Source organism: Sphingosinicellaceae bacterium (assembly GCA_019285715.1).
In the GTDB taxonomy this organism is placed as follows: Bacteria; Pseudomonadota; Alphaproteobacteria; order Sphingomonadales; family Sphingomonadaceae; genus Glacieibacterium.
The window spans coordinates 1,336,908-1,355,826 of sequence record CP079108.1 but is presented as its reverse complement, the minus strand read 5'-3'; the positions used below and the strand labels follow the sequence as shown (position 1 = coordinate 1,355,826).

Annotated in this window: 17 protein-coding genes; 3 read left to right on the top strand and 14 right to left on the bottom strand. The window is 67.8% G+C overall.

What is annotated here, in order from left to right:
- Positions 1-2 precede the first annotated feature (2 nt).
- Genes KX816_06265 through KX816_06250 form a run of 4 tightly spaced genes read right to left on the bottom strand, consistent with a single transcriptional unit; the run spans position 3 to position 6,160 of the window.
- Positions 3-386 (bottom strand): hypothetical protein, encoded by a 384-nt coding sequence (locus KX816_06265; protein ID QXQ07621.1) that lies wholly within the window; start codon positions 384-386, stop codon positions 3-5.
- A 33-nt stretch (positions 387-419) separates the two neighbouring features.
- The gene (locus KX816_06260) at positions 420-1,838 is read right to left on the bottom strand and encodes an efflux transporter outer membrane subunit (GenBank protein ID QXQ07620.1); all 1,419 of its coding nucleotides are present in this window, start codon (positions 1,836-1,838) and stop codon (positions 420-422) included.
- Positions 1,825-2,976, bottom strand: coding sequence for an efflux RND transporter periplasmic adaptor subunit (locus KX816_06255; protein ID QXQ07619.1), 1,152 nt, complete (start codon positions 2,974-2,976; stop codon positions 1,825-1,827). Before KX816_06255 ends, KX816_06260 begins: the two co-directional genes overlap by 14 nt.
- A complete protein-coding gene (locus tag KX816_06250; GenBank protein QXQ07618.1) occupies positions 2,969-6,160 on the bottom strand; it encodes an efflux RND transporter permease subunit in 3,192 nt (1,063 codons plus the stop codon). The genes KX816_06255 and KX816_06250 overlap by 8 nt, the downstream gene beginning before the upstream one ends.
- Before the next feature lie 161 nt (positions 6,161-6,321).
- Here KX816_06250 and KX816_06245 point away from each other — a divergent pair, with 161 nt between their 5' ends.
- Positions 6,322-7,227, top strand: coding sequence for a LysR family transcriptional regulator (locus tag KX816_06245; GenBank protein QXQ07617.1), 906 nt, complete (start codon positions 6,322-6,324; stop codon positions 7,225-7,227).
- Here KX816_06245 and KX816_06240 read toward each other — a convergent pair.
- From KX816_06240 to KX816_06215, 6 genes are read right to left on the bottom strand one after another with little or no spacing between them, the layout of a single operon-like run.
- Positions 7,224-7,592 carry a Rieske 2Fe-2S domain-containing protein gene (locus KX816_06240; protein ID QXQ07616.1) on the bottom strand — a complete coding sequence of 123 codons (369 nt, stop codon included), beginning with the start codon at positions 7,590-7,592 and terminating at the stop codon, positions 7,224-7,226. The genes KX816_06245 and KX816_06240 overlap by 4 nt on opposite strands.
- On the bottom strand, positions 7,589-8,335 hold the full coding sequence (locus tag KX816_06235; GenBank protein QXQ07615.1) for an SDR family oxidoreductase: 747 nt from the start codon (positions 8,333-8,335) through the stop codon (positions 7,589-7,591). Before KX816_06235 ends, KX816_06240 begins: the two co-directional genes overlap by 4 nt.
- Positions 8,332-9,126, bottom strand: coding sequence for a ThuA domain-containing protein (locus KX816_06230; protein QXQ07614.1), 795 nt, complete (start codon positions 9,124-9,126; stop codon positions 8,332-8,334). The genes KX816_06235 and KX816_06230 overlap by 4 nt, the downstream gene beginning before the upstream one ends.
- Entirely contained in the window at positions 9,126-10,493 is a 1,368-nt protein-coding gene (locus tag KX816_06225; GenBank protein ID QXQ07613.1) for an aromatic ring-hydroxylating dioxygenase subunit alpha, read from the bottom strand. The genes KX816_06230 and KX816_06225 overlap by 1 nt, the downstream gene beginning before the upstream one ends.
- A 13-nt stretch (positions 10,494-10,506) precedes the next feature.
- Complete coding sequence (locus KX816_06220) at positions 10,507-11,328, bottom strand: SDR family oxidoreductase (GenBank protein ID QXQ07612.1); 822 nt, start codon at positions 11,326-11,328, stop codon at positions 10,507-10,509.
- A complete protein-coding gene (locus KX816_06215) occupies positions 11,328-13,487 on the bottom strand; it encodes a TonB-dependent receptor plug domain-containing protein (GenBank protein ID QXQ07611.1) in 2,160 nt (719 codons plus the stop codon). The genes KX816_06220 and KX816_06215 overlap by 1 nt, the downstream gene beginning before the upstream one ends.
- 275 nt (positions 13,488-13,762) lie before the next feature.
- On the opposite strand from KX816_06215, the gene KX816_06210 reads away from it, so the two are divergent.
- Positions 13,763-14,332, top strand: a complete 570-nt coding sequence (locus KX816_06210) for a TetR/AcrR family transcriptional regulator (protein QXQ07610.1) — start codon at positions 13,763-13,765, stop codon at positions 14,330-14,332.
- On the opposite strand, the gene KX816_06205 is transcribed toward KX816_06210, so the two are convergent.
- From KX816_06205 to KX816_06195, 3 genes are all read right to left on the bottom strand, one after another.
- Complete coding sequence (locus KX816_06205; protein QXQ07609.1) at positions 14,300-15,310, bottom strand: nitronate monooxygenase family protein; 1,011 nt, start codon at positions 15,308-15,310, stop codon at positions 14,300-14,302. The two genes, KX816_06210 and KX816_06205, sit on opposite strands and share 33 nt — an antisense overlap.
- 121 nt (positions 15,311-15,431) lie before the next feature.
- Positions 15,432-16,088 (bottom strand): HAD-IA family hydrolase, encoded by a 657-nt coding sequence (locus tag KX816_06200; GenBank protein ID QXQ07608.1) that lies wholly within the window; start codon positions 16,086-16,088, stop codon positions 15,432-15,434.
- A gap of 19 nt (positions 16,089-16,107) precedes the next feature.
- The gene (locus KX816_06195; protein QXQ07607.1) at positions 16,108-16,392 is read right to left on the bottom strand and encodes a hypothetical protein; all 285 of its coding nucleotides are present in this window, start codon (positions 16,390-16,392) and stop codon (positions 16,108-16,110) included.
- Between the two features lie 223 nt (positions 16,393-16,615).
- On the opposite strand from KX816_06195, the gene KX816_06190 reads away from it, so the two are divergent.
- Positions 16,616-18,238 carry an OFA family MFS transporter gene (locus tag KX816_06190; protein QXQ07606.1) on the top strand — a complete coding sequence of 541 codons (1,623 nt, stop codon included), beginning with the start codon at positions 16,616-16,618 and terminating at the stop codon, positions 18,236-18,238.
- Here KX816_06190 and KX816_06185 read toward each other — a convergent pair.
- A complete protein-coding gene (locus tag KX816_06185; GenBank protein ID QXQ07605.1) occupies positions 18,231-18,818 on the bottom strand; it encodes a biliverdin-producing heme oxygenase in 588 nt (195 codons plus the stop codon). The two genes, KX816_06190 and KX816_06185, sit on opposite strands and share 8 nt — an antisense overlap.
- Positions 18,819-18,919: the final 101 nt, after the last annotated feature.

Genomic DNA, 18,919 nt, shown 5'->3' with positions numbered 1-18,919 from the left:
TCTCAGGCTTTGTCGAGCCAGCGCGCGGCGGCGTCCGCGGTGTCCTGCGGGCTCGTGTTGAACGCGATCGCGGCGTTCGGCGCGGCCCTGTGGACGGCGTTGACCACCGCTTCGAACAGCCACAGGCTCTTCGGTGGCAGGCGCAGACCACCGCCGATGACGACGCAGTCGTAGTTCGCGCTCCGCAAATGGGTTTCGATGGTCGGGCCAGCGGTTTCATCGGGCATGACCATGCAGGGATCGCCCTGCCAGCCGCGCTCGGCGATCTTGGCAAGACCGAGCGCAATGCCGGCGTTGATCTTCTCGGCGTCGAAGCCCGGCGGCAAAGCGGGATCAGAAAAATCGACGGTCTCGGGTTTCTGGCCAACGAACAGGATGCGCTTCATGTGGGACCCTCCATGCCAGGAGGCCGAACTGCCTCAGGCCTCGGGAACGTAGCTGCCGCCGAGCGCGCGGACCAGTGCGACCGCGGTCTGCATGCGGTTCGTCTGGACCGCCAACGCCGCCCGCTCGGCATCGAGCGAGGCAGTCTGCGCGGTGACGACATCGAGGTAGTCAGAGGCACCATCGCGGTAGCGGGTCAGCGCCAGCTCACGGGTCCGTTCGGCGGCGGCGGCAGCGGCCTGCTGGTCGATCGCCTGCGCCGCGAGGTGCCGCGTCGCGGCGAGCTGGTCCTCGGCCTCGCGGAAGGCGGTCAGCACGGTCGAGCGGTAGCTGGCTGCGGCCTCGTCGTATTGGGCACGCGAGATGCGGACCTGTGCACGCCGCCGGCCACCGTCGAACAAAGTCAGTAGGGCCTGCGCCGGTCCGAGCCCCCAGAAGATCGCCGGGCTGCTGAACAACGAGCCGCTGGTCGCCTCGACACCGCCGCCGAGGCCGAGCGAGATGTTCGGGAAATACGCGGCGCGGGCGACGCCGATGCGGAAGTTCGCCGCCGCGATACGCCGCTCGGCCTCCGCCACATCGGGCCTGCGCTCGACCAGTTGCGAAGGTACGCCGGCGGCGACCGCGGGTGGTTCGAGCGGGCGTACCAGCGGCGTGATCGCGAAGCTCGACGCGACCTCGCCGACCAACGCGGCGATCTCGTGCTCGGTGACGGCGCGCTGGTTAGCGGTCGCGGATATCTGGGCGCGCGCCGCGGACAGGATGTTCTCGGAGCGGCTGACATCGAGCCCTGAGGCGATGCCGCCGTCGTGGCGGGTTGTGGTCAGGTCGAGGGCGCGCTCATAGGCCTTGACCGTCTGGTCGAGCAGCGCCGCCTCTGCATCGAGGCCACGCAGCCGGAAATAGGCATCCGCGACCGAGGCTTGCAGGCTCAGGCGGACTGCCGCGAGGTCGGCCTTGCTGGCGGCTGCGTCGGCGCGGTCGGCGCGGACGCTGTTGCGGACCCGGCCCCACAGGTCGAGCTCGTAGTCGAGCGTCGCGCCGATCGAGAACTCGTTGTAGGTCGCCGCGGTGCCGCCCCCCAGCGGCCGGCCCCCTGAAGCGCGCGTCCGGCCCGCGCTGGCGTTGGCGGTGACGGTCGGCACCAGATCGGCAGCGGTAACATCGGCGAGGCCGCGGGCAGCATCGTAGCGCGCCAGTGCGGCCGCGAGCGTCGGGCTGGCGCGCTCGCTGCGCGCCTCCAGATCGTCGAGGACCGGGTCGCCGAAGATCGTCCACCAACTGCCGCGCGGCACGGCATCGGCAGGGGTCGCCTGAGTCCAGCCGGCGACTTCCTTGAACGCCGGCGGAGCGACCGTCGTCGGTGCTACGTAAGGTGGCGCGAGCGAGCACGCAGCGGTCGCCAGAAGGGCCGCCGTCAGCGCCGACGTCGTAAGAAGCCTAGCTCTGCGCACGGGCCGCCTCGCGCGGGCTTTGGATGCGGACCCTGTCGCCGTTCTCGAGCGCGTCGGGCGGGGAGTCGACGATGCGCTCGCTACCGGTCAGCCCGGCTGATATCTCGACCTGCTTGCCCTCGTCGCGGCCGACCGTCACCGACTTCAGCGTGACCCGCCCGTTACGGTCGACGAGCGCCACAGTCGGCCCGTCGGCACGGAAGATCAGCGCGCTGGCGGGCAGGCGGACGCTGTTGCCGGCGGCGGCGATCGGGAAAGTGACCTGGGCGTAGGCGCCGGGCTTCAGTGCGCGGCCGGCGTTGTCGGCCTGTAGCTCGACGAGCACGGTGCCCGACTGCAGGTCGACGGCTCCGGCAGCGCGGGTCAGCACGACGTCGAAGGTCCGGCCCGGATATTCGGGCAAGGTCATCGTCGCATGCAGCCCGGGATGGACCTGCGCCGACGCACCCTGCGGAACGCGGACATAGACCCGCATGCGGTGGACGTCGGACACGGTGAACAACGCCGTTGCGGACGCGGTGCCGGAGCTAACGAGGCCGCCGATCTGCGCGGAACGGCTGGTCACGGTCCCGGCGAACGGAGCGGTCAGGCGGGTAAAGCCTTGCAGCGCGCGGAGGCGCTTGAGGTTGGCGAGCTCGCCGTTGGCGATGGCCGTCTTGGAGGCGAGGTCCCCGGCCTTCTCGTCGGTTTCCTGCCGCGAGACGGCGTCCTTCGCCTGCAACGCGGTCCATCGCACCGAGGTGCTCTTGGCCAGCGCCTCGTTGGCCAATGCGGTCTGGTAGTCGGCCTGCGCCTGCGCCAGCTGCTGGTCGACCTCCGGCGCGTCGAGGATGGCGAGTGTCTGCCCGGCGGCAACGCGGTCGCCGATGTCGACCAGCCAGCGGCGGACGTAGCCGTTCGTCCGGGCGTAGATCGAGGCGCTGTTGTACGCCTGCACGCTGCCCGGCAGGACGAGCCCGGAGGACGTGTCGGCGCGGCTCGGCGTGACCACCTCGACCGCCGGGATCGCCGCTTCGTTGGCGATGCCGACGAGCTGGCGGTCGGCGCTGCTGCGCGAGGCGATGCCGAAGCCGACGACGGCAACAGCGACGACGGCGGCACCGATTCCGGCGCGCTTGAGGTTTCGCGTATCAGGCATGGGCGAGCTCGAGCTCCTGTGCGACGTGCTTGGTCCGGCCATGCCGATGGACGAAGCTGAAGATGGTGGGCACGAAGAACAAGGTGGCGACGGTGGCGAAGATCAAGCCCCCGATCACGGCGCGACCGAGCGGCGCGTTCTGCTCGCCACCGTCGCCAAGGCCGAGCGCCATCGGCATCATGCCGATGATCATCGCGAGCGCGGTCATCAGCACTGGGCGGAAGCGGACCATGCCGGCTTCGAGTGCAGCCTTGGTAGAGTCGCCGAGTTCCTCGAGCTGTTCGCGGGCGAAGCTGACGACGAGGATCGAGTTGGCGGTGGCGACGCCCATGCACATGATCGCTCCGGTCAGCGCCGGGACCGAAAGCGTGGTGCCCGTAGCGAACAACATCCACACTATTCCGGCAAGTGCGGCGGGCAAGGCGGTGATGATCACGAAGGGGTCGACCCAGCTTTGGAAATTGACGACAATCAGCAAGTAAATCAACGCGATAGCTGCGACAATGCCGAAGCCGAGGCCGGTGAAACTGTCGTTCATGGTCACGTATTGCCCGCGCAGGGTGACCGTCACGCCCTTGGCCTTCTGCTTGTTGAGGGCGTGGATCGCCGTGTTGATGTCGGCGGCCACGGCGCCCAGGTCGCGGCCTTGCGGGGTCGCGTAAATGTCGATGACAGGCGCAATGTTGTAGTGGCTGATCACCGGCGCGGTGTTGGTCCGGACGACGGTGCTGAGGCCGCCCAGCGTCTGCGAAGCGGTGCCGGGGCCGCCCGAGACCGGGATGCCCTGCAGGTCGGAAATCGAGCCGATGCGGTATTCCGGCGTCTGCGCGACGACCGCGTAGGAGACCCCGTTGTCCGGATTGAGGAAGAACACCGGCGCGGTGGTCGCCGTGCCCGCCAGCGTCGTCGACAGGCTGTTGGTCACGTCGCGCTCGGTCAGACCGTACTGGCCGATGCGCGAGCGGTCGATCTCGACGTTAAGCTGCGGCGACCGCGCCGACTGCTGGATGCGCGCGTCGGCGAGGCCCGGGATCGAGCGGATGGCCCGCAGGATGCGCGCCGCATGAGCGGTGTTGTCCGCCGCCTTCTTGCCAGTAACCTGGATATCGATCGGGGCCGGTGCGCCGAAGTTGAGGATCTGGCTGGTGATGTCGGCGGGCAAGAAGGCAAAATTCGTGCCGGGGAAATCCCTCGGCAGTTCGCGGCGCAGCGTCGCAATATAGTCCGCGGTCGGGCGATGCTCCTTGGTCAGCGCGATCAGGATATCGCCGTCCTGGGAGCCGATGGTCCCGGAGTTGTTGTAGATCGTGTTGATCGCGCTGACCGGCAGCCCGATGTTATCCACTACCGAGGCCAGTTGCGACGGCGGGATGAGCTGGCGGATGCGGCGCTGGATCAGGTCGAACTCGGCGGCGGTGTCCTCGATCCGTGAGCCGATCGGAGCACGGACGTGCATGGTGATCTGCCCGGCGTCGACGGTTGGGAAGAAGTTGCTGCCGAGGAACGGCACCAGCAGGAAGGACAGCAATACGACGGCCAGGAAGCCGCCCATGAACAGGGCGCGGGCCCCGAGCGCCCGCTCCAGCAGCCCGCCGTAGCCGACGCGGATGCGCGCAAAATTGCTTTCGAAGCCGCGCTGGAAGCGGACCAGCGGGTTGCGCGACGTCGGCTTGCCGGCGGCGTGGCCGTCCTCGCCGACATGGTGCGGCCGCAGCAGGTACATCGCCATCGTCGGCACCAGCGTGCGCGACAACACGAACGACGCGATCATCGCGAACACCACCGCCATCGCCAGCGGCACGAACAGGAAGCCGGCAACGCCCGGCAGGAAAAACATCGGCACGAAAACGATGCAGATGCACAGCAGTGAGACGAACGCCGGGGTGACGATCTGCGCGGCCCCGTCGAGGATCGACTGGATGACGGTCTTGCCCTTCTCGAGGTGCCACTCGATGCTCTCGATGGTGACGGTGGCGTCGTCGACCAGGATGCCGACCGCGAGCGCGAGGCCGCCGAGCGTCATCACGTTGAGGGTCTGGCCGGACGCCGCCAGCATCGCCACCGCCGCCAGCACCGAGAGCGGGATCGACAAGGCGATGATCACCGTCGAACGCCACGAGCCGAGGAACAGCAGGATCATCAGCGAGGTCAGTGCCGCGGCGATCGCGCCCTCGACGACGACGCCGGTGACGGCGCCCTTCACGAATATCGACTGGTCGCCGATCGGCACGATGCGCAGGCTTTCGGGCAACGTCGCGGCGATGCCGGGCAGGCTGTCCTTGACGCCCTGGACGATCGCCAGCGTCGAGGTCGCACCGTTCTTGAGGATCGTCATCAGCACCGACCGGCGACCGTCGACGTGGACGACATTGGTCTGCGGCCCGCTGCCGTCGCGGACATAGGCGACGTCGCGCATGTAGATCGTCGCGCCGTTGACGACCTTGACCGGCAAGTCGTTCAGCCCGGCGATGGTGTCGGGGGCGTTGTTGAGCTTGATGCTGTACTGGTACGACCCGATCTTGGCGAAGCCGGCGGGGTTGATCTGGTTCTGCGCGGCAATGGCGTTGCCGACGTCCTGCGCCGACAGGCCCTTCGATTGCAGCGCCTGCGGGTCGATGTCGATCTGCACCTGCCGCGCCTTGCCGCCCGACGGATAGGGGATCGCTGCGCCGGGCACGGTGACCAGCGTCGTCCGCACCTGGGTCTGCCCGATGTCGAACAACTGCTGCTCGCTCAGCCCCTTGCCCGACAGTGCGAGCTGCAGGATCGGCACCGTCGAGGCGCTGTAGTTGAGGATCAGCGGCGGGGTCACGCCAGGCGGCAACTGCTTCAGGACGCTCTGCGAGATCGAGGTCACCTGCGCCGTTGCGGTCCGGATATCGGCGCCCGGCTGGAAGAAGATCTTGACGATGCCGATGCCCTGCAGCGACTGGCTTTCGATATGCTCGATATCGTTGACCGTCGTCGTCAGGACGCGCTCGTACGGCGTCACGATGCGCCCGGCCATGTCGTCGGGCGACAGGCCGGCGTAGTTCCACGCCACCGCGATGACCGGCACGCGGATGTTTGGGAAGATGTCGACCGGGGTGCGCAGCGCCGCGAGGATGCCGACGATGGCGATCAGCATCGCCATGACGATAAACGTCAGCGGCCGCTGCAACGCGATTTTAACGATACCGATCACGAGGGGCCGATCACAACATCACTACAGACACGCTCCGCGCAAACGCCATACCGCAAGCCGTCGCGGGGCAGCGCTCGCTGGGCCGAGGGTCGATCTGATGAAATGCTGCAGTGCCGTCCAATACCTGATACGGCACGATTGATAGGCAGGGCGACCCGATCGTGGAATTGCGTCACTTCAGGTACTTCGTCGGCGTCGCCGAGGAACTGCACTTCGGACGTGCGGCAATGCGCCTCGGCATTTCGCAGCCGCCGCTCAGCCAGCAGATACGGGCGCTCGAGACCGAACTCGGGCTCGAATTGTTCGAGCGCACCAGCCGCCGGGTGCGGCTGACCGAGGCCGGCAAGGCGTTCCTCGACGAGGCGCGCAAGACGCTGGCGCAGGCGGACCACGCCATCGCCACGGCGCGCCGGGCCGAGCGCGGCGAGATCGGCGAGCTGGCGATCGGCTTCATCACGTCGGCCCCGCTGACGCCGCTGCTGTCGAAGGCGCTGTTCGACTTCCGCGCCGCCTACCCCGCGGTCCACCTCGACCTCGCCGAGATGCCGCGTGCCAGCCAGATCGAGCGGCTCGCTGAACGGGCCCTCGATGTCGGCTTCATCCGCGGGGTCGAGCCGCCGGTGCTGCCGTCGACGCTGGTCGCCAGCATGTTGCTCGAAGAGGATATCCTGGTCGCGATGCGCGCCGACCACCGGCTGGCGGCCCGCGCGACGCTGGGTATCGCCGACCTGAGCGACGAAGCGTTCGTGCTGTACGAAAGCAAGCTCGGCTCGGGCTTCAACGAGCACCTGACGCGGCTTTGCCGCGCCGCCGGCTTCGAGCCGCGGGTGGTGCAGGAGGTCGGGGCGCTGGCGACATTGCTCGGGCTGGTCGCCGCGGGTTTCGGTATCACCGTGCTGGCGCGGTCGCTGGCGGCGCTCCACCTCGAGGATCTCGTCTATCGTCCGCTGGTCTCGCCCGGCGCGATCAGCCGCCTGTGGCTGATCCACAACCGCGACGTGTCGCCGGCATGCCGCAAGCTGATCGACATCGTCACCGGGTCCGACAAACCCGAGCTCGCAACCTAGCTCACAGGCTGGGTCAGCGCCGGCGTCGGGATCGTCGCGACCAGCACCATGTCCCCGTCGATGCGCGTCGCGAAGGTGCGGAGTCCGGTCCGCACGAGGTTGCCGCTCTTGGAGCCGCCGGTCCGGATATCGAACATCGCGCCGTGCAGCGGGCACGAAATGCGGCCCATGCGGAGGCGACCGCCGTCAAGCGTGCTCTCGGCATGGCTGCAGCGGTTCTCGACAGCGAAGAACTCGCCCGCAAGGTTGACGACCATGACGTCGAAGCCGCCGGCCTTGACGACCTTCAGGGTGCCGGGGGCGATGTCGCCGGTGCCCAGCGCGGGCACGAAATCGACCGGTGTATCGAGCTCGCCCTCGGTCATTGCGCGGTGAATCCGTTGTCGACGATCAACTCGGTCCCATTCATGAAGACCGAGCGGTCGGAGAGCAAGAACAGGATGCCGTCGACCACGGCGTCCGCCGGGATGAAATTGCCAGACGGCTGGAGGGCCCGCATCTGGTCCTCGATTGCAGCATCGCCACCAAGCTGGCGCACGATGTCGGCGACCATCGGCGTCTCGGTCATCGCCGGGTGGAGCGAGTTGACGCGGACGTGGCCGCCCGCCGCGATCGCCTCGAGCGCGGCGGACTTTGACAGCATCCGCACCGCGCCCTTGCTCGCACAATAGGCGCCCGCCCCCGCCGCTCCGGCGATGCCGGCGGTCGAGGACAGGTTGACGACCGCACCGCTGGCCGCCGCCAGCATCGCCGGCAGGACGTACTTCATGCCGAGGAAGACGCCCTCGACGTTGACCGCCATCACCGTGCGGAAGTCGGCCAGCGACAGGTCGACGACCGCGCCCATGCGGATCACGCCGGCGCAGTTGACCAGCCCGTCGATGCGTCCGAAGCGTTCGACGACCTGCGCGGCGAGGGCCCGCCAGCCGTCCTCGTCGGTCACGTCGAACACGGCATTCAGCGTTGCAGGGCGCGCGGTGGCGACGCGGTCGACGGCGACGACGCTCCCCCCGGCCGCGAGGATCCGCTCGACGGTGCGGGCGCCGATCCCCGAGGCGGCTCCGGTGACGATGACGACTTTGCCGGCGAGCTCCGCGTCGAGGCTCATCCTGCGGTGGCCGTGTGGCCTTCGACGATCCAGCCAATGCCGCGGCGCAGGATCTCCTGGAAGATCGGCTCGTCCCAGGGGCCGCGGACCACCGGTGCCTCCTCCATCATCGGCTGCATGTCGAACTTGCCGCAGGCGTGGCCGAGGGGTGTGTAAAGGACGCCGCCGGCGCCGTGATCCTTAACGTAAAGCTGTGGGCGCGGCGGGTCGTCCGGCCAGTCCGACAGGATGTAGCCGTTCGCCTTGCCGCTGTACCGGGCCGACAACAGGGTGTGATATTCGCCGACGGGTGTCGCCAGGTACGGCTCGTCGACGATCTCGAAGTCCTGCAGGCCCGCGGTGATCGGGTGGGCGTGGTCCTCGACGTGGATGTGCATCGTCTCCGCCGCGAGGTGCGCCTGGAAGCGGCTGCCGATGAGCGCGATGAACTTGGGCGCGACGGTCACCGCGGTCGGCTTGACGAGGCCCGGGATGCGCACGCCGCTGGCGACGATCTCGGGGCCATCGGTGAACTCGAGCTCGGCGTTGGCAGCGTGGAGGGCGAACAGCCGGCCGCCACCGCTGACGAACGCATCGATCGCATCGGCCTCAGCATCCGTCGGCATCAGGTCGCAGGTGTAGAGGATGAGCCCTGCATAGCCGTCGAGCTGGTCGATGCCGGTGAAGTCCTGCGCGCAGGTGGCGCGGGTGCGGTCGTCCTCGCCGATCAGGTTGAGCAGGGTGCGGCGCGCGAGGTCGAAGTCGTGGAAACGACCGCCGCTGATGACGTGGATACGCGCCGGAGCGGTCATTATCGGTCCCCCGTCCGTGGGGCATTGCCCATCAGGTACCGATCGATCGTCTGGTGAAAATGTCGCAAACGCACCTCCTGCTCGCCCAGTATCATGCCGCGGAAACCCTCGGACTGCGTGCCCTGCTGCATCGTCGGCATGTTCGAACCGTCCTGCCGCAGCACGTTCGACAACACCGGGTCGAACGTGCCCTCGAACGCCTCGGCGTAGTCGGGCAGCTCGGCGTGGCGGTACAGGCGATGCTCGAACTCCGGGCGCGGCGACCCCGGCGGGTCGTGGCGGGTGATCAGGAAGTCGTAGTAGCAATAATTCGGATCGCTCTCGTGCGGCCGGTAGCGGAAGACGATCGAAACCTCGGGCGTCGAGGTGAACGTTGTCCCCGGGAAGAACGTGTAATGATACTGGTGCGCCAGCTGCTCGTCGTTCAGGCGTTTGTACGGCAGGTGGGTATCATCCTGCATCGCGCGCTTGCGGGCGACGATGTCGAGGTGCACGTCCTTGGCCGAGCCGGTGTAGTCCTCGTGCGATCCCAGGAACTTCTCGCGCACCGGGGTCATCTCGTCGCGCTCCTCGATGATCTCGCTGACCGTGCTGTTGAAGTTGAGCATGCGGCTGTGGATGCCGAGCAGCTCGATCGGCACGTCGAAGCCTTCGGCGAAGTGCAGGAACTCAGGGTGCAGCGCCTCGAAGTGATAGCTCTCGTTGAAGGCGTCGTGCGCGTGCTTCCAGTTGCCGTGCCACTCGAAGCTTTTGGACTCGACGAGACTGAACTTGTCGAGCTCGTAGCTTTCGAGGTGGCGGCCGGCCTCGCCCAGGAAATCGGCGAGGGGCTGCGCGCCAAGGTCCATGTTGAACCACACCCAGCCGCCCCAGGTCTCGACCTTGAGGGGCGGCAGATCGAGCTCGCCGGGCGCGATGCCGCCGTTGAACTGCGGGAACAGCTGCGGGTGCATGATCCGGCGCAGGGTGCCGTCGACGTTCCACTCCCAGCCGTGGAACGGGCATTTGAACACAGTCGCATCGCCCTCGTGGACCTGGCAGAGGATGTTGCCGCGGTGCTGGCAGACGTTGAAGAAGCCGCGGACGACCTCGTCCTCGCCACGCACGAACAATAGTGATTCCTTGCCGAGCGTGTGGACGCGGAAAGAACCCGGGTCGGGCAACTCGCTGACGTGGCAGCCGATATTCCACGTCTTCGTCCAGATATGCGACCACTCGCGCGCCATGAAGTCAGGCGAATGAAACCGCTCGCCATCGATGCGCTCGTGGCCGATATCAGGGATCGGCTTGCGCGGCAGGAACGGCGTCGCCTGATATTCGCCCTGCGACTGCCAGGCCGCGTGAAACTCCTGTTCGATCTTCGCCATGCCAGTTTCCAGTCTATTGCGCGGTCCAGCCGCCATCGATCACGAGTTCGGCACCGGTCATGAAGCTGCTGTCGTCGGAGGCGAGGAAGGCGGCCGCAGCGGCGATTTCGTGGACCTCCGCGAGCCGTCCCATCGGGGTCGCGGCAGCGAGACTGTCGAGCAGCGCATCGCCGCCTGCCATCTCGGCCGCACCCTTCACCGTCATCGGGGTGCGGACGAAGCCGGGATGCAGCGCGTTGACGGGGATGCGGTCGCCCGAGCGCGCGAATTCGACTGCCGCCGCCTTGCTGAAAGCACGGATCGCCCCCTTGCTCGCCGAGTATGCGGCGCTGTCTGCGTAGCCGACGATGCCGAGGATGGAGGACAGGTTGATCACGCTCGACCATGAACCCGAGGCTCGGGCTCCCGCGGCCAGCAGTGCGATAAGGGTCTGAACGCCGAGGAACGCGCCCTCGCAGTTGACCGTCATCGTCCGACGCCAATCCTCGAGCGGCACGCCCGCGATGGCCCCGGTGGTCGCTATGCCCGCGTTGTTGACGAGAATGTGGAGCGTGCCGCCACCTTCGCCGATTTTCGTGGCCGCTTCCTGCCAGTCGGCCTGGCTGGTGATGTCGAGCCGTAGGTAGCGCGCGTTTTTGCCGGCCCGTCCGAGGGCAGCGGTCGCCGCCGGATCGTCGTGGTCCGCAAGGTCGGCCAGGATCACGGCACAGCCCTCGGCGGCGAAGCGCTCGGCAATCGGCAGGCCGATCCCGCCGAGCGCGCCGGTCACCAGCGCGGTTCGGCCGGCAAGCCGCTGCGCCCCGACCGCCTCGCCTGCCGGGGCCGCAGCCGCCATCAGAACTTCTTTTCGAGCACGACGCCGAAGGTCCGGGGATAGGGCACCTGAACCTGCCCGCCGGGCACCGAGATCGGGCGCTTGGCGTTCCCGATGTTGTCGGAGAATAGCGCGAGGTCGAAGCCCTCGTTGCCGACGCCGAGGCGGGCCGAGCCGAGGCCGTTCCACGGCGCATAGCGGCCGTCGAAGACGCTCTGCTGGCGCGAGCGGTAGGTGTAGCGACCGTTGGCGCGCAACTCGAGGCCGTTGGAGTTCAGCGGTGCGGCATAGTTCGCCGCAATTGCGAAGGTCCGTTTCGCAGTGCCCGGCAACTGCCGTCCGTCGGCCAGGAACGGCAGCGCGCTGGTGATCGCCGGCAGGATGCTGCGCAGTTCGGTCTTGTTGAGATTGCCGCTCGCCTGGATGCGGAGCCCGGTGATCGGCGTACGCCAGTCGACCTGCGCATCGATACCGCGGCCGTGGACGTTGCCGATCGGCACGACGATGGTCTGGAGCGTCGGCGACAGCTCGATCTGCGCGTCCTTCCAGTCGAAGTAATAGGCCGACAGCTCGACGTTGACGTGGTTGTCGAAGAAGCCCCATTTCACGCCGGCTTCGTAGTTCCACAAGGTGTCGGGAGCGGACGAGTTCGAGAAGTTGGTGCCGAGCGCGAGGTTGGCACCGCCGACGATCGAGCTCGAGGTGATCGACGCACTGCGGAAGCCCTTGGCCGCCTCGACGTAGAGCAGCCCGTCATGGCCGGCGTGGTAGGCGATATTGAAGCGCGGGTTGAACGTGTCGTTGGTCGCGCGGTCAGTGCCAATCGTCGGCGTGGTGATGCCCGCCCCGATCAGGGTCAGCGAGCTGTTCTCGATGAACCGGCGCTTTTCCCGGAAATAGCGGCCGCCGACGGTGAGGTCGAGGCTGCGCTGGAACAGCGAATACGTGCCCTCGCCGTAGACCGCGTAGCCGGTACTCTTGAGGGTATTGTCGTTGAACGTCGCCAGTCCGGTCTGGCCGCCGACGGGCAGGTCGAACAGCGACACGCTCTGGCCACCGGAAGTCTTGCCATCCTGATAGAACGCACCGACGATCCAGCGGAAGGGACCGCTGCCGGACGACGTGATGCGGAAGTCCTCGTTGAAGTTCTTCGTCGTCAGCGGCCAGATCGAGGTGAAATCACCGATGCCGATGATCGCGCCGCCGTTGTTGGTGACGACCGTGTTCTTGATGTAGCCGGTCGTGCTCTGGATGGTCGCAAAGCCGAGGTCGTAGTCGATGTCGCCAGTGTAGACCGAGTATTTCGAGTTCGCGATGCCGAAGGTCTGGTTGAGCAGCGGCGGATCGTACGAGGTGATGCGGTTCGAGAAATCCTGGTCGGACTGGTTGCGCCAGTAGGTCAGGCGGATTTTCAGGTTCTCGGTGGGCTCAGCGAGAACCTTGACGCGACCGGTCAGGCTGCGTGCGTCGTTGATGTTCTTCTTGCCCGTCGGGATCGAGTCCGCATAGCCGCCGATCAGCTTGTACGAGAACACGCCGCGCACCGCGAGCTTGCCCGGAATGATCGGCGCGTTGAGCATCAGATCGACGCCGCCGCCAGGCTCGCTGCTCTCGGTCGCGTTGGCCTGGACCCGGACCGAGCCTGAGACGTCGTTCAGGTCGGGGTCGTTGGTCAGCACCTTGATCGTGCCGCCGAGCGAGCCGAGGCCGTAGAGCGTGCCGGACGGTCCGCGCAGGACCTCGACGCGCTGCAGGTCGTAGAAGTCGACAGCGGGCGCGAACGGACGGCCGGGGAGCGAGAAGGCGAAGTTGTCGAGGTAGAAGCCGACGGTGGCATCGCCGTCGGTCTCCGATGCCGCGACGCCGCGGATCTGGAGTGAGTTGCTGCCGGCCGAGATCGTCGAGCCGGTGGTCGCGCTCGGCACCAGGCTGATCGCCTTGGCGAGATCGTCGACGCCGGTCGCGATCAACTGGTCGCCGCCGAGGGCCTGCACCGACTGTGGCACGTCGCGGATCGCCTGGGCGCGGCGCTGGGCGGTGACGACGATGTTCTCGCTACCGGCCGCAGCAGCGGTATCGTCGGCCGAAGCGAGGACCTGTGCAGAGGCCGCGAATGGTAGGATCGCTACGCCTAGCACGGCTATTGAGCACAGCAATCCAGCGCGGATCTTCGGCTTCATCATCGTCTCCCCAGAGTGCAGCGCCTATTTCAAGCTGTGCTGCTTGTTTTAAAAAGAGCACTGCGTACGATAATTGTCAACCGGGCTGTGACGGTCGTTTCACGCGTGCGTGATTGTTGACGGGAGACCGCAATTGGAGAAGGGCGATGAACGCTGCGGAGCGACTGGATGAGGCCGGCTTGACCATTGTTGCGACGACGACGTCACGCACAGCCCGGCTGCGACGTCCGCGTGAACCGGGAGCGTCGCGTAACCAGCTCGCCAAGAGCGACGCGATGCGCACGCAGATCCTGGAGACGGTCATCGACTGCCTGGCGGAGCGACCCTATTCGGAGGTGTCGGCGGCGCTGGTCGCCAAGCAGGCGGGCGTGTCGCGGGGCGGCCTACAATATCATTTCCCAACCTGGCTGGCGCTGATGCGGTCGGCGGTCGAGTTCCTGCACACCCGCCGCCTCGACCTGTTCCGCACCGACCTGTCGGCGTTGCCCGAGGGCGCGAACGTCATCGACCACGTCATCGACACGCACTGGCGTCACCTCAACGAGCGCGAGTTCCGCGCCTACCAGGAGATGGTGCTGGCGGCGCGGTCACAGCCCGAGCTCGCGGCGCTGCTGGCCTCGCAGTACAGCGCCTTCCTGCACGAATGGCACGAGATCGCGCGCACGACCTTCAAGTGGAACTACACCGACCCCGACGTCGCCCGGGCCGGCAACATCGCCCACTACATCCTCGAGGGCATGGCTTATGGTAACCTCGGCGGGCAGCTCGGTGCCGCCGAAATCGACCAGTTGCTCGCCTATACCAAGCAGGTCCTACGCGACCAGACGGGCAGCGGAGCGGCTTGACGAGAGCGAGCCCGCCAGCCGCTCGGTGACGATCTGCTCGGCATCGCCGATGATGCGGTCGATGAGTTCCCGGCAGGTCGGGATGTCGTGGATCAAGCCCTGCACCATGCCGGCCCAGAACACGCCGCGGCTCATGTCGCCGGTCTCCAGCAGCTCCTTGCCGGCCTTGCCGCTGACCAGTTCCTGGACGTCGGCGAAGGTCGCGCCGGGTTCCGCGAGGCGGCGCACGACCTCCTCCGACACCGCGCTCTTGCCGACGCGGGCGGTGTTCTTGAGGCTGCGGAAGATCAGGTACGAACCGCGCTCGTCGTTGTCGATATAGGCCTGCTTCACGTTCGGGTGGATCTGCGCCTCGGCGGTCGCGCAGAAGCGCGTGCCCATGTTGATGCCGTCGGCGCCGAGCGCCAGCGCCGCGACCAGCCCGCGACCGTCGCCGAAACCGCCGCTCGCGAGCATCGGAATCTTCACTTTGTCGGCCGCCGCGGGGATCAGGATCAGGCCGGGAATATCGTCCTCGCCGGGGTGGCCGGCGCACTCGAAGCCGTCGATCGAGATGACGTCGACCCCGGCGCGCTCGGCCGACAGCGCGTGGCGGACGGCGGTGCATTTGTGCAGGATCATGACGCCGTGCGGCTTCAGCATTGCCCAGATCTCGCGCACGGCGGGAGTGCCCGCGGTCTCGACGATGCGGATGCCACCGTCGATGATCGCCTGAGCATAGGCGACATAGTCAGGCGCGTTGATCGTCGGGAACACCGTCAAATTCACGCCGAACGGCTTGTCGGTCATCGACCGGCAGCGCTCGATCTCGTCGCGCAGCGCTTCGGGCGACGGCTGCGTCAGCGCGGTCAGGATGCCGAGGCCGCCGGCGTTGGAGACCGCGCTCGCCAGCTCCGCGACGCCGACCGACTGCATGCCGCCCTGGACGATCGGGTGCTCGATGCCGAGCATTTCGGTGATGCGGGTCTTGAAAGCCACGGCGCCCTCCTGGTCGGACTGATGAGGCCGTGACGTGCCGCAGTCGGCCTGCCCCGGCAAGCTGGCACAAATGCTGGTCGCGAGCGGCGGCCTCGGCCCAGTCGCCAGCCCCGTCGCCCGCTCAGTCGAACGCGATGCCGAGGATCCGCCCGAGGTCGTCGAGCGCCTGGGCTTCGCCGCTGACCTTGATCGCGGTCATGCCGAGCGCCGCTGCCGGCTTGCAGTTGATGCCGAGGTCGTCGAGGTAGACGCAGGTCGCGGGCGCGACGCCCAGTTGCTCGCACATCAGCTGATAGATGCGCGGATCGGGCTTGCGCAGGCCGATCTTCGAGCTCTCGATGACATGGTCGAACTTCGCCATGACGGCGGCGACGGCATCCGACTTGGCCTCGTCGTCGACCATGCCGGAGCCGCGCCCGACCTTGGCGTTGTTGGTGATGCAGCCGAGTTTCAGCCCGGCCGACCGGCACCGCGCCAGCGCCTCGACCATCCGCGGGCGGATCGCGCCGGCGAGCAGCGCCAGCACCTCGGCACCGCGGACATCGAAGCCGGCTGCCTTTGCCTCTGAGGCGAACAGCGCGTCGAAGTCATCGGCCCCGATCTCGGCGCGCTCGAGCTGCGCCCAGGCGTTGCGATCGCCGTCGGTCGCGTTGATCCGCCGGATGAAGTCGGTCGGCAGGCCGCGCTCGGTCTCGAAGCGGGTGAACGCCTCGAACGGCGAGCTGGTGATGACCCCGCCGAAATCCCAGATCACGGCTTCGAACGACGGCGTCGCCATCAGGCGCTTCCTCCCGGCTTCAACGCTTGCGGCGTTTCTTGGTCGTTGCCGCGCCGGCGACAGTCTCGTCGAGCCCGCTGTCCGAGCTGTAGAAACCCATCGCCATCAGGCCGCCGCCGAGCAGGACCGCGAGCATCTCCGCGATACCGACGACAACGACGACGCCTGGCGTCGCCAGTCCATAAGACGCCAGGTACAGCGTCGACGCGATCACCATGCCGACCCCGGCGATCGCGAGATAGACGATCAGGCGCCGGAACCCGGACTTGGCGGCGGCGATGCGCGCGCTTCGGGCGATGGACATGCGCGGTGCTCCTCGGCCGATACGGCCGCTGCCGGCGACCTTCGCAGGCTGACGCCCGGGCCGCAACACTTGTCGTTCCGGCGGTGTCGTCCGGCGGTGACGGTGCGACCGAGTTCGCTGTTGGAAAACGAGGCGCGCTCGCTACTGTGGCGCTCGAGCGACCCGGCAAGGGTCCGGAGCCCCGCCGGCCGTCAGGCGCGCCGGGGCAAACCAGGGGATTCGCATGGCCACCGACGCAGCACTCGTGCCTTCGGGCTTTCTCGACCGCGCCGGGACGGTGGCGGGCGTGGGGTTCAACCGCTGGCTGGTGCCGCCGTGCGCGCTGGCGATCCACCTGTGCATCGGCATGGCCTATGGTTTCAGCGTGTTCTGGCTGCCGCTGTCGCGCGCCATCGGCATCTCGGACCCGGTCGTCTGCAAGGCGATGACGCTGGCGCAGGCGATCACCACGACGACCTGCGACTGGCGGGTCAGCGACCTGGTGTGGACCTACACCCTGTTCTTCGTCGTGCTCGGCGCGTCAGCGGCCTTGTGGGGCGGCTGGCTGGAGCGCGCCGGCCCCCGCAAGGCCGGCGTCGTCGCGGCGTTCTGCTGGGCCGGCGGCATGGGCATCTCGGCGATCGGCGTGTCGATCCACCAGTTGTGGCTGGTCTGGCTCGGCTCCGGGCTGATCGGCGGCATCGGGCTGGGCCTCGGCTACATCTCGCCGGTGTCGACGCTGATCAAGTGGTTCCCCGACCGCCGCGGCATGGCGACCGGCATGGCGATCATGGGCTTCGGCGGCGGCGCGATGATCGGCAGCCCGCTCGCCGACATCCTGATGAAACACTTCGCCAGCGCCACCGGCGTCGGCGTCTGGCAGACCTTCCTGGTGCTCGCGGCAGGCTATTTCGTCTTCATGATGGCGGGCGCGCTCGGCTACCGCGTCCCGCCCGAGGGCTGGGCCCCCGCCGGCTGGACCCCGCCGGCAACCACCGCGAAGCTGATGAGCCGCTTCAACGTCGACCTGAAGGACGCCCACCGGACGCCCCAGTTCTGGCTGATCTGGCTGGTCCTCCTGCTCAACGTCTCGGCCTCGATCGGCATCATCGGGGTCGCCTCGCCGATGTTGCAGGAGATCTTTGGCGGCCGGCTGATCGATGCGCCGAGCGTGCTGTTCACCGCCTTCGACGATGACCAGAAGAAAGCTGCCGCCGCGGTCGGCGCGGGCTTCGTCGGGATGATCAGCCTGTTCAACATCGGCGGGCGCTTCTTCTGGGCGTCGCTGTCCGACCGGCTCGGGCGCAAACGGTTGTACGCGGTGATCCTGGCGCTCGGGGCGGTGCTCTACGGCGTCGCCGCGCCGGCGCTGGCGGGCGGGACCATCGGCCTGTTCATCCTGACCTTCTGCATCATCGCCTCGATGTACGGCGGCGGCTTCGCGACCGTGCCGGCCTATCTCGCCGACATCTTCGGGACCAAGTACGTCGGCGCGATCCACGGCCGGCTGCTGACCGCATGGTCGACCGCGGGCATCCTCGGGCCGCTGGTGGTCGCCTACATGCGGGACGCGCGGATCGCCGCGGACGTGCCGCGCGACCAGTTGTACCAGCCGATCTACCTGATCCTCGCGGGCATGCTGGTTGTCGGGTTCGTCGCCAACCTGCTGGTCAAGCCGGTCGCCGAGCGTTTCCATATGCCCGCCGAGGAGCCCGCCGTCGTCGGTGCACCGGGCGTTGCCGCGGCGGCCACCGGCACGACCGAGGGCCTGACGACGACGGCGCTGCTGGCATGGGCGGCGGTCGGTATCCCGATCGCCTGGGGGGTCTACATGACGCTGGCAAAAGCCGCCGTGCTGCTCAAGTAAGCGCGGGGGCCTCGAACAGCGCGAAGGTCTTGCGCGCCCCGCGCAGTGCCGCCGCGCCGTCAGCGGCCACCGCGTGCGTGTCGAGCACCGTGACGAACTCCGACCACGCGCCGGCGGTGCCCGACCCGAAGCCGCAGAAATAGCGCCCGCCGTTGGCGCTGCCGATGCCGAGCGCGCTGCCGATGGTCCGGTAGATCACCCGCCCGCCGAGCATCGAGCCCTCGAGCACGTACAGGCAGCCGAGCGCCTCCACCGGGCCGTCGAGGTCGAGACGCTGCGACGACGGCGGCGGGACGTCGTAGCCCAGCGCGCGGAGGTCGTCCGCCAGCCAGCCGCGCCGCGTCGCCATGCGGTCGGTGTCGACCGCCTCGCCCCGCCAGTCGACCGCGTCGAGCGCCGCGCCGGCGACGCCGTGCAGGTGGTGCAAGGCAAGCAGCGCACCGCGGTAGCCGTCCAGGCTCCGCACCCGCCCGGTCAGGTCGAAGCCGGTCTCGACGCGGTCGTGGAGGTCGCGGGTCTCGCGCTTCAGGAACGCGTGCAGGGTCGGGGGCTGGGTTGCGGGCATCCAGCCACTGCGCATCGACCGGCACCCAAGACAAGCGCAACCCGATAGACATAGCGTACAAACAAAGCACCGAGGGTCACAAAGATAGTCTTGACTATGAAACATCCATGACATCA

Bases quoted from the DNA above. Each gene is read 5' to 3' on its own strand.
- KX816_06200 (QXQ07608.1), bottom strand. From the start codon at position 16,088: ATGGCGACGCCGTCGTTCGAAGCCGTGATCTGGGATTTCGGCGGGGTC.
- KX816_06195 (QXQ07607.1), bottom strand. From the start codon at position 16,392: ATGTCCATCGCCCGAAGCGCGCGCATCGCCGCCGCCAAGTCCGGGTTC.
- KX816_06220 (QXQ07612.1), bottom strand. From the start codon at position 11,328: ATGGCGGCTGCGGCCCCGGCAGGCGAGGCGGTCGGGGCGCAGCGGCTT.
- KX816_06215 (QXQ07611.1), bottom strand. From the start codon at position 13,487: ATGAAGCCGAAGATCCGCGCTGGATTGCTGTGCTCAATAGCCGTGCTA.
- KX816_06190 (QXQ07606.1), top strand. From the start codon at position 16,616: ATGGCCACCGACGCAGCACTCGTGCCTTCGGGCTTTCTCGACCGCGCC.
- KX816_06265 (QXQ07621.1), bottom strand. From the start codon at position 386: ATGAAGCGCATCCTGTTCGTTGGCCAGAAACCCGAGACCGTCGATTTT.
- KX816_06230 (QXQ07614.1), bottom strand. From the start codon at position 9,126: ATGACCGCTCCGGCGCGTATCCACGTCATCAGCGGCGGTCGTTTCCAC.
- KX816_06225 (QXQ07613.1), bottom strand. From the start codon at position 10,493: ATGGCGAAGATCGAACAGGAGTTTCACGCGGCCTGGCAGTCGCAGGGC.
- KX816_06240 (QXQ07616.1), bottom strand. From the start codon at position 7,592: ATGACCGAGGGCGAGCTCGATACACCGGTCGATTTCGTGCCCGCGCTG.
- KX816_06210 (QXQ07610.1), top strand. From the start codon at position 13,763: ATGCGCACGCAGATCCTGGAGACGGTCATCGACTGCCTGGCGGAGCGA.
- KX816_06235 (QXQ07615.1), bottom strand. From the start codon at position 8,335: ATGAGCCTCGACGCGGAGCTCGCCGGCAAAGTCGTCATCGTCACCGGA.
- KX816_06185 (QXQ07605.1), bottom strand. From the start codon at position 18,818: ATGCGCAGTGGCTGGATGCCCGCAACCCAGCCCCCGACCCTGCACGCG.
- KX816_06255 (QXQ07619.1), bottom strand. From the start codon at position 2,976: ATGCCTGATACGCGAAACCTCAAGCGCGCCGGAATCGGTGCCGCCGTC.